Source organism: Pseudomonas chlororaphis, assembly GCA_001023535.1.
Classification (GTDB): domain Bacteria; phylum Pseudomonadota; class Gammaproteobacteria; order Pseudomonadales; family Pseudomonadaceae; genus Aquipseudomonas; species Aquipseudomonas chlororaphis_E.
The window spans coordinates 1,606,809-1,620,056 of sequence record CP011020.1; the positions used below are offsets into that span (position 1 = coordinate 1,606,809).

At 64.0% G+C, this 13,248-nt stretch carries 12 protein-coding genes; 3 read left to right on the top strand and 9 right to left on the bottom strand.

Annotated elements, in window-relative coordinates:
- Positions 1–128: 128 nt before the first annotated feature.
- Genes VM99_06945 through VM99_06955 form a run of 3 tightly spaced genes read right to left on the bottom strand, consistent with a single transcriptional unit; the run spans position 129 to position 5,337 of the window.
- Positions 129–3,176: an ACR family transporter gene (locus VM99_06945; GenBank protein AKJ97810.1), complete on the bottom strand. Its 3,048-nt coding sequence runs from the start codon at positions 3,174–3,176 to the stop codon at positions 129–131.
- Entirely contained in the window at positions 3,173–4,237 is a 1,065-nt protein-coding gene (locus tag VM99_06950) for an RND transporter (protein AKJ97811.1), read from the bottom strand. Before VM99_06950 ends, VM99_06945 begins: the two co-directional genes overlap by 4 nt.
- A complete protein-coding gene (locus VM99_06955; protein ID AKJ97812.1) occupies positions 4,234–5,337 on the bottom strand; it encodes an RND transporter in 1,104 nt (367 codons plus the stop codon). Before VM99_06955 ends, VM99_06950 begins: the two co-directional genes overlap by 4 nt.
- 105 nt (positions 5,338–5,442) lie before the next feature.
- Here VM99_06955 and VM99_06960 point away from each other — a divergent pair, with 105 nt between their 5' ends.
- Positions 5,443–6,603, top strand: coding sequence for an ATP-binding protein (locus VM99_06960; GenBank protein AKJ97813.1), 1,161 nt, complete (start codon positions 5,443–5,445; stop codon positions 6,601–6,603).
- Positions 6,604–6,897: 294 nt separating this feature from the next.
- Here the strand turns inward: VM99_06960 and VM99_06965 are convergent, their stop codons facing one another.
- The 4 genes from VM99_06965 to VM99_06980 all read right to left on the bottom strand — a co-directional run bounded on the left by VM99_06965 (position 6,898) and on the right by VM99_06980 (position 9,920).
- A complete protein-coding gene (locus VM99_06965) occupies positions 6,898–7,680 on the bottom strand; it encodes a methionine ABC transporter substrate-binding protein (GenBank protein ID AKJ97814.1) in 783 nt (260 codons plus the stop codon).
- 280 nt (positions 7,681–7,960) lie between these two features.
- The gene (locus VM99_06970; GenBank protein AKJ97815.1) at positions 7,961–8,896 is read right to left on the bottom strand and encodes a Fis family transcriptional regulator; all 936 of its coding nucleotides are present in this window, start codon (positions 8,894–8,896) and stop codon (positions 7,961–7,963) included.
- Between the two features lie 70 nt (positions 8,897–8,966).
- Entirely contained in the window at positions 8,967–9,548 is a 582-nt protein-coding gene (locus VM99_06975) for an alpha/beta hydrolase (GenBank protein AKJ97816.1), read from the bottom strand.
- A gap of 126 nt (positions 9,549–9,674) precedes the next feature.
- Positions 9,675–9,920, bottom strand: a complete 246-nt coding sequence (locus tag VM99_06980) for a hypothetical protein (GenBank protein AKJ97817.1) — start codon at positions 9,918–9,920, stop codon at positions 9,675–9,677.
- Positions 9,921–10,067: 147 nt separating this feature from the next.
- Between VM99_06980 and VM99_06985 the strand changes: the two genes are divergently transcribed.
- Positions 10,068–10,592, top strand: coding sequence for a serine protease (locus tag VM99_06985; protein ID AKJ97818.1), 525 nt, complete (start codon positions 10,068–10,070; stop codon positions 10,590–10,592).
- 1 nt (position 10,593) lies between these two features.
- Positions 10,594–11,355 carry a membrane protein gene (locus VM99_06990; protein AKJ97819.1) on the top strand — a complete coding sequence of 254 codons (762 nt, stop codon included), beginning with the start codon at positions 10,594–10,596 and terminating at the stop codon, positions 11,353–11,355.
- A 172-nt stretch (positions 11,356–11,527) separates the two neighbouring features.
- On the opposite strand, the gene VM99_06995 is transcribed toward VM99_06990, so the two are convergent.
- Both VM99_06995 and VM99_07000 read right to left on the bottom strand, forming a co-directional pair.
- A complete protein-coding gene (locus VM99_06995) occupies positions 11,528–12,469 on the bottom strand; it encodes an aspartyl beta-hydroxylase (protein AKJ97820.1) in 942 nt (313 codons plus the stop codon).
- Positions 12,457–13,239, bottom strand: coding sequence for an aspartyl beta-hydroxylase (locus VM99_07000; GenBank protein AKJ97821.1), 783 nt, complete (start codon positions 13,237–13,239; stop codon positions 12,457–12,459). Before VM99_07000 ends, VM99_06995 begins: the two co-directional genes overlap by 13 nt.
- Positions 13,240–13,248 lie beyond the last annotated feature (9 nt).

Here is a 13,248-nt window from a genome sequence, read left to right on the forward strand (position 1 = left end):
GCGGATGCAGAATCTGTATTCACACCACCGCCTTTGTGGGAGCGGGTTTACCCGCGAAGGCGTCGGTACAGTCAGTACCCATTTATCAGACCCGCCCTCCCTCGCCACAGGGGCCGAGAACAGCCCCTTCAATCGCGCTTGGGCTCGCGGATCTTGTACCAGGCCACATACAGCGCCGGCAGGAACAACAGCGTTAGCAGCGTGGCGATGATGATCCCGCCGATCATCGCGTAAGCCATCGGCCCCCAGAACACTTCGCGGGCAATCGGGATCATCCCCAGGCTGGCGGCAGCGGCCGTGAGCAGGATCGGCCGGCGCCGGTGCTCGGTGGCCTCCACCACCGCATCCCAGGGCTCGTAGCCGTCGCGCTCATACTCATCGATCTGGGTCACCAGGATCACCGAGTTGCGGATGATGATGCCGATCAGCGCCAGGATCCCCAGGATCGCCACGAAGCCCATGGGCGTACCCGTCGGCACCAGCGCCAGGACCACGCCGATCAGGCCCAGGGGCGCCACGCTCGCCACCAGGAACAGCTTCTGCACGCTGTGCAGCTGGATCATCAGGAAAGTCGCCATCAGGAACAGCATCAGCGGCACGACACTGGCAATCGGCCCCTGGGCCTTGCTACTTTCCTCCACCGTACCGCCCGTGGCGACCTTGTAGCCCGCCGGCAAGCCGGCGGCGAACTTGTCGATGTCCGGTTGCAGTTGCTTGACCAGGTCAGTGGGCTGGATTTCGTCGCGCACCGCGGCCTTGATGGTGATGGTCGGCTTGCGGTCGCGCCGCCACACCAGTGGCTGCTCCAGCTCATAGCGCACGGTGGCGAACGCCAACAGCGGGATCGAGGCGCCGCCGGGGGTGACAATCTGCAGGTTCTGCAAGGTTTCCGGCGAACCGCGTTCGGCGTCGACGGCACGCCCCACCACATCGATCAGGTAGATATCGTCGTCGACCTGGGTCACGGGCGAGCCACTGACGATGCTGTTCATCAGCCGGGCGACGTCATCGGAGGACAAGCCGAGTTGCCGCGCCTTGTCCTGGGCAATGTCAATGCGCAGCACCTTGCCCGGCTCGTTCCAGTCGTAAATGATCTCTCCGATGTGCGAGTTCTTGTCCAGTTCGGTGGCCAGTTCGATGGCATGCTTGCGCACCTGGTCGATGTCCTTGCCGCTGACCCGGTACTGGATCGGCCGGCCCACCGGCGGGCCCATTTCCAGGGCTTGCACGTAGCTGCCGATGCCGACGAAGTCCTCGCGCAAGCGCTTTTGCAGGCGCTCGGTGAGGGCCGTGCGCGACTCCAGGCCCTTGCTGACGATCACCAGCTGCGCGTAGTACGGGTTCTGCAACTGCTGGTCCAGGGGCAGGTAGAAGCGAATCGCGCCTTCGCCGATGTAGGTGCTCCAGCGCTCGATATCCGGGTCGCCCTTGAGGCTCGCTTCCAGGCGATCGACCGCCCGGCGCGTCTCGTCCATCGAGGCATTTTGCGGCAGGTTCAGGTCCACCAGGATTTCCGGCCGGTCCGAGGACGGGAAGAACTGGTTCTGCACGAAGCGCATGCAAAACACCGCCAGCACGAACAGCAGCACCGTAATGCCGATGGCCCACCAGCGATTGCGCATCGCCCACAACAGGCCGCCGTTGAACGCCCGGCCGATCCGGCCCGGTTCGGCGCTATGGGGCTTCACGTTGGTGCTGAGGATGTGCACGCCGATCACCGGGGCGAACAGTACCGCGACGATCCAGGACACCAGCATCGCCACGGCGATGACCGCGAACAGGGTGAAGGTGTACTCGCCGGCGGAGCTGGCGTTCAGGCCGATGGGCACGAAACCGGCCACGGTCACCAGGGTCCCGGTGAGCATCGGGAACGCAGTGGAGGTATAGGCGAAGGTGGCGGCCTGGTCCTTGCTGTCGCCTTTCTCCAGACGCGTGACCATCATCTCCACGGTGATCATGGCGTCGTCCACCAGCAGCCCCAGGGCGATGATCAACGCCCCGAGGGAGATCCGCTGCATGGTAATGCCGCTGTACTCCATGAAGAGGAAGACCATCGCCAGCACCAGCGGGATCGAGCAGGCCACCACCAGCCCGGCGCGTATGCCCAGGCTGATGAAACTGACCACCAGCACGATGATCACCGCCTCGAACAACGCGCTGGTGAAGCCGCCGACGGCCTCCTCCACCACTTCGGCCTGGTCCGACACGGTGTGCACGCCGACGCCGACCGGCAGGTCGGCCGTCAGTTCGTTCATGCGCGCATGCAGGGCCTTGCCGAATGCCTGGATATTGCCGCCCTTCTTCATGGCGATGGCCAGGCCGATGGCTGGCGTGCCGTTGAAGCGGAACATCGGCGTGGCCGGGTCGACGTAGCCGCGACTGATGTCGGCGATGTCAGTCAGGCGGTAGAACCGGTCGTTGAGCCGCAGATTGACGTTGGCCAGGTCTTTTTCCGACTGAAACTGCCCCGACGTGCGCACGGAAATCCGCTCGGGACCGGCGTCGATCACCCCGGCGGGCGTCACCGCGTTCTGCGATTGCAGGCTCTGCACCACCTGGCGCTGGTCGATGCCCAGTGCGGCGAGTTTGCGCGTGGAGAAGTTCAGGTACAGCACTTCGTCCTGTTCGCCGATCATCTCCACCTTGCCCAGGCCTGGCACGTCGCGGATTTCGGCACGGACCTGCTCCACGTAGTCGCGCAACTGGCGCATCGACAAGCCGTCGCCGGTGAAGGCATACACCGAACCGTACACGTCACCGAACTCGTCGTTGAACCCCGGGCCTTGCAGGCCTTCGGGGAAGTCGCCACGAATGTCGTTGATCTTCTTGCGCACCTGGTACCAGATCTCGGGAATGTCCTTGGCACTGGTGGTATCGCGCAGGTACACGAACACCGTCGACTCCCCCGGACGGGTGTAGCTCTTGACGTAGTCGAGGGAGTCGAGCTCTTCGAGTTTCTTCTCGATGCGGTCGGTGACCTGCTTGAGGGTTTCTTCCTGGGTCGCACCGGGCCAACGGGTCTGGATGACCATGGTCTTGATGGTGAACGAAGGGTCTTCTTCGCGCCCCAGGTTAAGGTAGGAAAACACCCCCATCAGCAACGCAACGAACATCAGGTACCAGACGAACGACTGATGCCGCAGGGCCCATTCGGATAAGTTGAAAGGCCCTTTCATCGTGCGTCCTCGTCGAGTTTCACTTTCTGCCCCGGCTTGAGGCTGTTCACGCCGGCGCTGACCACGCGGTCGCCCGGCTTGATGCCATTGGCGACCAGCACCGAGTCCGCCGAACGCTCGATGATCCGCACGTCGCGAGGCGAGACCGTTTGGTTCTGCGGGTCGATCAGCCAGATCCGGGCCTTGCCATCGACCTCTTGCAGCGCACTGAGGGGCAGCTCGATCCGCGGTTCAATGGCCGAACTCAGGGTGACGCTGATGGCCGTGCCCAGGCGAAAGCCCGGCGGCGTCTCGGCCAGCGTCAGTCGCGCGCGACGCGTGCGCGTTGCACTCTGGGCCTGGGGTTCGATCTCGCGGACGGTGGCGGTGGTGCGGGTGGCCGGATCCAGCTGCGCGGCAACTTCGAATACGACGCCGGCGGGCAGCCGGTCGACCAAGTCGGCCGGCAGGTCGATCACCGCTTCCTTGATGTCCGGGCGAGCCAGGGTCACCACTTGCTGGCCGGCGGTGACCACCTGCCCGGCTTCGGCATTCCAGGCCGTGACCACCGCATCGTGATCGGTGTGCAGCTCGCTGTAGTTGAGTTGATCACGGGCCTGTTGCACCGCTGCCTTGGCCTGTTCTAGCGAGGCCCCGGTGGTCTTCAGGTCGGTCTGGGCGATGTCCAGTTGCGCCTGGGCACCGACGCCACGGTCGAACAATTGCTGCTGGCGGCGGGCATTGGCCTGGGCATTGATGTACTGCGCCTCGATCCGCGCCAAGTCGCCCTGGGCGGCAAGCAACTGGTTCTGCTGGTCGGTGGGGTCGAGGGTGGCGAGCAGGTCGCCCTTCTTCACTTCGGCGCCGACATCGACATTGCGCCTGGCGATTCGCCCGGGCACGCGGAAACCCACGTTGGTCTCGTAGCGCGCCTGGATGTTCCCGGCAAAGCGTCCGAGAGCCTGTTGGTCCAGGGCCTGCACTTCAACGGACAGCACCGGGCGTACCGGCTCGGGCGGGGCTTCTTCCTTCGAACAGGCGACCAGCAGCAACGCCATCAGGAACGTCCATGGACCTTTCATGGCTGGGCTCCTGTCGGGGGTTTCGCGGCGGTGTTTTCAGCGATCTCGACGCGTACGCCGGGGTGCAGCAACTGCCCGCCGGCAGTGACGACGTTCTCGCCGCCCTTGAGCCCGTCGCTGATGATGACCTTGCCGGTCAGGTAGCGACCGACGGTGACCGAATGCAGTTGCGCCTTGCCCTCGCCGTCCACCAGCCACACGGCCGGCTCGCTGAGGTTCTTGGTCAACGCCGACCAGGGCAGCTCGACGGCGGTCTGGCCCGCGGATTTGGCCGTGGCGCTGACCACCGACCCCAGGCGCATGCCTTCGGGCAGGTCATCGAGGGTGACCTTGACCTGCACCGTGCCGGTCTGGGCGGACACTGCCGGAGTGATTTCACGCACCTTGCCCGTGGTCTGGACGGCCGGGTTGTCCAGCAGGCTGATGACAATCGCCGGATCCGAGGGTGGTTCACGCAACAGCGATTCGTAGATGTTGAACACCGCGTCGCGCGCGCCGTCCTGGGCCAGGCTGAAAATCGGCTCGGTGGCCTGCACCACCTGCCCCACCTCGGCCTGGCGCGCCGTGATGATGCCCGGCGCCTCGGCGACCAGCGCGGTGTAGCTCAACTGTTCGCGGGCATTGGCCAACTGGGCCTGGGCCGCGGTCAAGGCACTCTGGCTGCTGCGCAACTGCGCCTGGGCCGCGTCGTATTCGCTCTGGCTGGTGTAGCCCTTGGGCAAGAGTTTCTGCTGGCGCACGAACGCTGCCGCACTCTGCTTGACCCGCGCCTGCTCGGCGGCCACCTGGGCCTCGGCGGAGTCGACGTTGGTCTGCAAGTCCCGCGGATCGAGGCGGGCGAGCACTTGTCGTGCCGAAACCCTGTCGCCGACATCCACCTTGCGCTCGATGATCTTGCCGCCCACGCGAAACGAAAGGTCGGTCTGCACCCGCGCCTGGACATCACCGGTCAGCGTCACCGAGGCCGCATATTCGCTGGGCACGACCTGCTGCACGAAGACCCGTGGCAAGGCTTTTTCAACAGGTTTTTCATCACCGCATCCCGCCAACAACGCACACAAGGCCAAGCCAACAACCCGTTTGATTCGAGGACCAGCCATGCAGACTCCTTGCATTGCACGAACGTGCCAGTGACGATACGACTGTGAGCTTAGAACAGGGTTCCACGGATGCACAGACGCTAACCCGACAGCAGGAAATCGCCCATGCTCAGAACACTCGCGGTGGCCAACTACCGCTCCATCAACAAGCTGGTGATCCCCTTGGGGCGGCTGAACCTGATCACCGGCCCCAATGGCAGCGGCAAGTCCAATCTGTACCGCGCCCTGCGCCTGCTGGCTGAAACCGCGCAGGGTGGCGTGGTCAACGCCCTGGCCCGCGAAGGTGGCCTGGACTCGACCTTCTGGGCCGGGCCGGAGGAAATCAGCCGACGCATGCGCAGCGGCGATGTGCCTGTGCAGGGCATCGTGCGTCAGGGCACCAAGCGCCTGCGCCTGGGCTTTGCCGGGGAAGACTTCAGCTATTCGATCGCCCTGGGCCTGCCGGAGCCCAGCCTCTCGGCGTTTTCACTGGACCCTGAAATCAAGCGCGAATGCATCTGGGCCGGCCCGGTCTTTCGTCCCGCCAGTCTGCTGGTGGACCGCAACGGGCCAATGATCCGTGCCCGCGAAGGCCGCGCCTGGGATGTACTGGCCCAGCACACGCCCACCTTCGACAGCCTGTTCGATCAGGTCGGCAGCTTGCGCTCCTCGCCGGAGGTGTTCCAGATGCGCGAATTCATCCGACGCTGGCGCTTCTACGACCACTTTCGCAGCGACGCCGACGCCCCGGTACGCCAGCCACAACTGGGCACTCGCACGCCGGTGCTGCACCACGACGGCCGCGACCTGGCCGCCGCCCTGCAGACCATCCTTGAGATCGGCGACGTCGAGGCGTTGCACGCCACCATTGGCGATGCGTTCCCTGGCGCCCGGCTGCACATCGAAAAACTCCAAGGTGGGCGTTTCGCGATCGCGTTCCAGCAGCACGGCCTGCTGCGTCCGCTGTCCGCCGCCGAACTGTCGGACGGCACCCTGCGCTACCTGTTGCTGGTCGCCGCCCTGCTCACACCGCGACCGCCGTCGCTGATGGTGCTCAACGAACCTGAAACCAGCCTGCACCCCGATCTGCTACCGGCCCTGGCACGCTTGATCATCCGCGCCTCGGCCAATTGCCAGATCTGGGTCGTGTCCCATGCCACGCGCCTGATCGCCGCCCTGCAACAAGACGAGGACTGCAATTGCATCGTGCTGGAAAAAGACCTGGGACAGACCGCAGTGGTGGGCCAGGGAATGCTGGATATGCCGGCCTGGAACTGGCCGGATTGACCGGCAGGATTTGCACAAGCGTTGCAGGGGGACTATTTTCCTTGCGCTGCAGGACGGGTTTGATCGCCCGCCAAGGAAACGCAGCCAACCGCCAGCCTCTCTGGCGACACACACAAGGAGAATTGAATGGCCAACGTGAAAGCCCCCCAACCACTCGCCCCGCAAGACGTGGTCAAACTGCTCGTGGCCCTGCGCCGAGCGCTGAAGAACAGAGCTGCGTAGCACAGCAGAATCGATGTGCCATTGTGGCGAGCGGATCAATCCCCTCGCCACAAACGCGTCAGCTTGGCTCGATCAGAACGCCGGCAATACCGCGCCGCTGTATTTCTGCTCGATGAACGCCTTCACTTCAGGGCTGGTCAGGGCCTTGGCCAGTTTCTGGATGGCCGGGCTGTCCTTGTTGTCAGGACGCGCCACCAGGAAGTTCACGTAAGGCGAATCCGAACCTTCGATCACCAAAGCATCCTTGGCCGGGTTCAGACCCGCTTCCAGCGCGTAGTTGGTGTTGATCATGTCCAGGTCGACCTGGTCCAGCACACGCGGCAGCATGGCCGATTCCAGCTCCTTGAACTTGAAGTTGTGCGGGTTCTTGGCGATGTCTTTCGGCGTGGCCAGGGCGTTCTTCGGATCCTTGAGCTCGATCAGGCCCGCCTTCTGCAGCAGGATCAGGGCGCGACCGCTGTTGCTGCCTTCGTTGGGGATGGCAATGGTGGCGCCGTCTTTGAGCTCGGCCAGGCTTTTGACTTTCTTCGAGTAGCCGCCGAAGGGTTCGACGTGCACGCCGATAACGGTCACCAGGTTGGTGCCTTTGCCTTCGTTGAAGCTCTTGAGGTACGGCAGGGTCTGGAAGTAGTTGGCGTCCAGGCGCTTCTGGTCGACCTGTACGTTGGGTTGCACGTAGTCGGTGAAGACCTTGATTTGCAGGTCCACGCCTTCCTTGGCCAGGGCCGGCTTGATCAGTTCGAGGATCTCGGCGTGGGGCACCGGGGTGGCGGCCACGACCAGTTTTTCCGCCGCCTGGGCCAGGCCCGAAGTCAGGGCTGCCGCCAATGCGGTAAACAACAGAACCTTTTTCATGCAGTGTCCTTATCGAGAATCACCGTCGCCCGCGGCGACAGCCAGAAAGTGAGAGTGCCAGCGAAGTGCTATCGCTGGCGTGAGACGGACAATACCGATATTTTTTATGCCTTAACAATATCTTTTATTCAAATTCATATTCATTTTGCTCATATAAGTAACCGACCGTGGCGAGGGAGCTTGCTCCCGCTGGGACGGTCCGACGTCTCGGGCGAAGCGGCCCTGAAAATATTACGGCGGCTGCGCAACCGAGCGGGTGCCAGCGCCCTCGCCACAGGTTTTATACCGCTTGGTCCAGCCGGGCGAGCAGCGCTTTGAGCGCCATGCGTTCAGTGTCGGTACCACGAGCAATGACCTGCGCCACCTGCTGCTCGATCAGCGCCAGCACCGATGGCTGCGCCGGCAGGTTCAAATGTTCCGGCAGGATCTCCTCCCCGGTGCTGACCAGCAACGCAAAATGAATGACGTTCTCCAGCTCGCGGGTGTTCCCCGGCCAACTGTGTCGCTCCAACGCACGCTGGGCTGCCTCGCTGATCAGCGGCACCGCCAGGCCAAGGCGCTGGCTGTAGATGCCCAGGAAGTACTCGGCCAGGGACAGGATATCGCCCACCCGTTCGCGCAGGGCCGGCAGTTCCAGGTGCCCTTCGCTGAGGTAATGGTAGAGCCGCTGATGAAATTTCCCGGCCTCCACCGCCTGCGCCAGGTCGATGCTGGTGGCCGCGACCAGGCGTACGTCCACCGGGCTGGGTTGGTGCGCACCGACGCGAGTGACTTCATGGTTTTCCAGGGCGGCGAGCAACTTGACCTGGATCGGCAGCGGCAAATCGCCGATCTCATCCAGGTACAGGGTGCCGCCGTTGGCCGAACCGAACCAACCGGCCCGGCTGCTGGCCGAACCGCTGTAGCTGCCGGCGGCATAGCCGAACAGTTCGGCATCGGCGTAGGTCGGGCTGATGGCGCCGCAGTTGACGGACACGAACAACCCGCCGCGCTCGCTTTCGCGATGGATGTGCCGGGCCAGCAACTCCTTGCCGGTGCCGGTTTCACCGCGTATCAGCACCGAGATCGCCCGCGGCGCCAGTTGCTCCAGGGCCTGGCGCAACTGGCGCGAACGTGGATCGACGAACACCAGCGCCTTGGCACGGATGCTCAGGGGGCTTTTTTCCGCCTCGGGAAAGGTCAGCAATGGCTGACCGAAGGTTTCATGCAAACTCATGGCAGTCTCCGCGCCATACCGCCGGCAGACGGAGGGGCACTCTTGAATTCAGGGCAGATACAACGCAGCGTCAGGCGCGACGCAGGGCGTGATGCTCCATGCGGTTCTGCAGGCGATAGAGATAGGCGAAACCCTGCTCCCAGCGCTGGTGGCCGGACTTCACATTGATGTGCCCGGCCCCGCCCAGGATCCCGGCTTCGGCGCCCCAGTGGCGCGCCAGTTCCAGGGCCCGCGAGGCACTCACGGCAGGGTCGTTGTCAGAGCCCACCACCTGGCTGGGAAACGGCAGCAGGTCCATAGGGATCGGCGCGAAATTGCGCAACGCCGGGGTGCAGGCCGGCCGCTCGACATCCGCCGGGGCCACCAGCAACGCCCCGCGCACTTGCCGCAGGTACTGCGCTGGCGCGGTGGCGGCCCAATGGGCGACCGTGATGCAGCCCAGGCTGTGGGCAATCTGGATGACCGGCGTGCTGTCGCTGGCGATGGCCTCGGCCAGCGCCGCGACCCAGTCCTCGCGCCGAGGCGTCAACCAATCGGCCTGCTCGACCCTGGCGCTGTTGGGCAGGCTGTTCTGCCAGTGGGTTTGCCAATGGTTTTCCGGCGATCCTTGCCAGCCCGGCACAATCAGGTAGCGAATCGATTCGTTGCGCATGGGGATGCTCTCCTGCGTGTCTGTTCCCGGACGAGTATAGGGAGGAGAGTTATATTATTTAAGGAATAAGAAGCTATTTATTAATAACCATAAAGAATAATTGTCATTTCCCACAGGTTTTCTGCATCACTCGCTGCGCCCCTTGCGCAACAACACATCCAACTGGTCTATCACTTCCGCCCAGTCCGCATCCTCGAGGAGCTCGTCGCGCAGCATCTGCCGCTGACCCTCGCTCCAGAAAAACGCATCGGCCAAGTGCAGCTCAGGCTTGAGGGGTGAATGGCTGGTTATAAATTGATCAATACCCTGAGCGTCATCGGGCAAGCCCAGTTGCTTGAATAATGAGGAAAGAGGGTGAATTGGGGTGTGCATCGGGCCTCCTGAACATCATGGGGATGGCGGGGTGTTTCTTCGCAGTCTAGCCCCTCGCCGACCGCCAGACTGATCAAAATTCAATCAGCCCCGACTCGACTAGACTTTGAGTAAACATCCCGACAACGACACGTTGCGGAGGATCCCGTGAACATTCACTGGTTGACGGTTGCGCTGCTGGCGATCAGCGGGCCCGCGTTCGGTGCCGATGGCCTGGTGCCGTCGGGGATCGATCCACTGGGCTTCTGGCTGATCGCAGTGGGCGTGGCCTTGCTGGCCGCCGAGGCGGCGCTGCCCAACTACGGCATTGCCGGACTGGGCGGGATTGTCTTGTGCGTGATCGGCGCGGTGATCCTGACCAACGCCGAGGTCCCGGTGCCCTTGATGATGGGCCTGGGCGTGATCAGCGCCCTGCTCTTGGTGGCGCTGGTGATCCGGGCGCTGAAAACCCGACCACGCCAAGCGGTCACCGGCGATGCTGCGCTGCTGGGCAACGTCACGACGGTGACCGCGTTGCAGGCCGGCAACCACCATCATGGCTGGGTCCAACTGGAAGGCGAACGCTGGCAGGTGAACTGCGTCACGCCGCTGCGAACCGGGCAGGCGGTGCGGGTCATGGCCCGCAAAGGCCTGCTGCTGGAAGTGGCCCCGGCTGATTCACAAGGAGCATGAGATGGGTATGCAGATCGGTTTTACGCTGCTGCTGTTGCTGGTCATCGCACTGGCGGCCTCGACCTTCCGGATCCTGCGCGAATACGAACGCGCAGTGGTGTTCCAACTGGGCCGGTTCTGGCAGGTCAAGGGGCCGGGGCTGATCCTGCTGATTCCGGTGGTGCAGCAGATGATCCGCGTCGACCTGCGCACGATTGTGCTCGACGTGCCGCCCCAGGATGTGATCACCCGGGACAACGTGTCGGTGAAGGTCAACGCGGTGCTGTACTTCCGCGTGCTCGACCCACAGAAGGCAATCATCCAGGTCGAGAATTTCCTCATGGCCACCAGCCAACTGGCCCAGACCACGTTGCGCGCGGTCCTCGGCAAACACGACCTGGACCAGTTGCTGGCCGAGCGCGAGCAGTTGAACAGCGACATCCAGCAAGTGCTCGATGCCCAGACCGACGCCTGGGGCATCAAGGTGGCGAACGTCGAGATCAAGCACGTGGACCTCAACGAGTCGATGATCCGCGCCATCGCCCGCCAGGCCGAGGCCGAACGGGAACGCCGGGCCAAGGTGATCCATGCCGAAGGTGAGCTGCAAGCCTCGGAAAAACTCATGCAGGCCGCTGAAATGCTCGGGCGCCAACCGGGTGCCATGCAACTGCGCTACATGCAGACGCTGGGGTCGATCGCCGGGGACAAATCCTCCACCATCGTCTTCCCCCTGCCGATCGAGTTGCTCAAGGGCATGGCTGAGTTGTCACCGAACAAGCCTTGACCCACAGAGCAAGCATCCCCCTGTGGCGAGGGGATTTATCCCCGCTGGGCTGCGAAGCGGCCCCGAATCGGCCAGCTCGGTGTGCCAGGAAGATTGAGTTCGCTGCTTTAGGGCTGCTTCGCAGCCCAACGGGGATAAATCCCCTCGCCACAAAAGCGGGTTTGATTCCCCGCTACGGGGGCAGTGACTTCAACGCTTCATAGGGCCCCTGCGCCCAGCGCATGACCAGCTCGCGCAACAGCGCCGACGCCTCCCGGCGCTTCTCTTCGCTATCCCCGGTAAACCCCTGCGCCGGCTGCTTGGCGTGTCGCCCCACGGTGGCGAACGCTTGCCTGCGCTGCGCCTCATCAAGCTGGAAAAAATCCGCCAGCCTCCCCGCCATGGCCTCGGGCAGCTCGGTGTAGTTCACGGCCACTGCGGCCAATGCCTGGCACTGCTCAAGCCCAACCTGCAGCAATTTCCCGACCCTGCGCGCAATGAAATCTTCCGGGCCGGTGTACGGCACTCCGTCGTCCAGCACGCTCGGGCCGATCATTCCCGGCACCATGTGCATGCCGGGGCGGCGCAGGTGAGACACGGCGATTTCCAGCGGATCGCGGTACACGAACAGCCAGGGCGTGTCGGGAAAACACTCCCGCAGCCGCGACAGCTCACCAATGTTCCAGGCGTCGAGCTTGATCACCAATCGTCGCTCCACACCGCGACGAGGCTGCCCGTAGGCCGACAGCAAGCCCTTGAGCGCCGCGCAACGTTCGGCGGCAGGCAGGTCACTGCGCAGCAACCGATCCAGCGGTGGCGGTTCGGAGATGACGATGTGATCGTCCAACTGCGCCAGCATCTGGCTGATCAGCGTCGAGCCGCAGCGCGAGGCATGGAAGATGAACGCACTGGGGGCGAGGCCCGGGCTCTGGTGCTGCCACTGGGCGAGTGCGTGCAAGGGAGTCTGGCGCCGGAACGCCTGGTTGAAGGGCAGGCGCAAGACGTCTTCCACGGCATCGCCAAAGAAAGGTTGCGACAAGGGCTTGTCGCCGAACCAGCACCAGTCGACCCACCACTGCCCGGCCTCTTGCCACACGCGAATCGGCAGCCAGCCTTGCAGGTTCAGGCCTTCCATTGATCGCTCCACTGCCGTCGACCGTGGCGCATGGCCGTGCGCAATTCTTCCCGGGAAAAGTGCAACCCTTGCCGGGCACCCAGGGCGAGGGCGCATTCGATGAACGCCTCGACGTCCTGCACGCCTTGCAGGGCCTGAGCGAGGTTCGGGTCGCCCGCCACGCATTGCTGGAACCGGGCCAGGTCGCTTGGCCCGTTGCCCGGCACGGGCGTGGTGGGCAGCCCATCGGCAATCTGCTGCTCCAGCCAGGGGCCGGGGCGACAATCGAGCACCAGGTGAACCCGCGGCCAAGCGCTGCGATTGACCACCCGATGAGGACGCGCCAGGTCGAGAAACCAGCACTCGCCCGCCGCCATCGGAATGATTTGCCCCTCCAGCCAGAAGTCCACGCCCGGCGCGCTGAGCAACGGCACATGCAGGCGCAGGTCGGCGTCCGGCCCGCCCAGGTCATAATCGCGATGTTCGTGGATGCAGCCACCGGGCCCCAGTCGCAACAACCGGGCCGATACGATCTGAAGGGGCCAATCGCCCAGCGCCGCCTGCCATCGCTCATCCCTGGACCACGGCTCGCGGATCACAGGCTGGCCGCGCCCCGGCGACAATTCGGTCAAGGCATCCGCCGGCGTAATCAGCGCCACGCCACTCCAGTCACCGCTGTAGTAAGCGCTGTTGAAATGGCCCTGCCAGCGCGTCTCGACAACACCTGCCAAGGCTTGCAACAGCAATGGCAGGTCAACCGTCAGCGGCAGCCGGGAAAACGCCGGGCGCATCCTAGGCGC

Coding starts and splice junctions, on each gene's coding strand:
- VM99_06945 (AKJ97810.1), bottom strand. CDS start 3,176: ATGAAAGGGCCTTTCAACTTATCCGAATGGGCCCTGCGGCATCAGTCG.
- VM99_06975 (AKJ97816.1), bottom strand. CDS start 9,548: ATGCGCAACGAATCGATTCGCTACCTGATTGTGCCGGGCTGGCAAGGA.
- VM99_06950 (AKJ97811.1), bottom strand. CDS start 4,237: ATGAAAGGTCCATGGACGTTCCTGATGGCGTTGCTGCTGGTCGCCTGT.
- VM99_06965 (AKJ97814.1), bottom strand. CDS start 7,680: ATGAAAAAGGTTCTGTTGTTTACCGCATTGGCGGCAGCCCTGACTTCG.
- VM99_06995 (AKJ97820.1), bottom strand. CDS start 12,469: ATGGAAGGCCTGAACCTGCAAGGCTGGCTGCCGATTCGCGTGTGGCAA.
- VM99_06960 (AKJ97813.1), top strand. CDS start 5,443: ATGCTCAGAACACTCGCGGTGGCCAACTACCGCTCCATCAACAAGCTG.
- VM99_06990 (AKJ97819.1), top strand. CDS start 10,594: ATGGGTATGCAGATCGGTTTTACGCTGCTGCTGTTGCTGGTCATCGCA.
- VM99_06980 (AKJ97817.1), bottom strand. CDS start 9,920: ATGCACACCCCAATTCACCCTCTTTCCTCATTATTCAAGCAACTGGGC.
- VM99_06970 (AKJ97815.1), bottom strand. CDS start 8,896: ATGAGTTTGCATGAAACCTTCGGTCAGCCATTGCTGACCTTTCCCGAG.
- VM99_07000 (AKJ97821.1), bottom strand. CDS start 13,239: ATGCGCCCGGCGTTTTCCCGGCTGCCGCTGACGGTTGACCTGCCATTG.
- VM99_06955 (AKJ97812.1), bottom strand. CDS start 5,337: ATGGCTGGTCCTCGAATCAAACGGGTTGTTGGCTTGGCCTTGTGTGCG.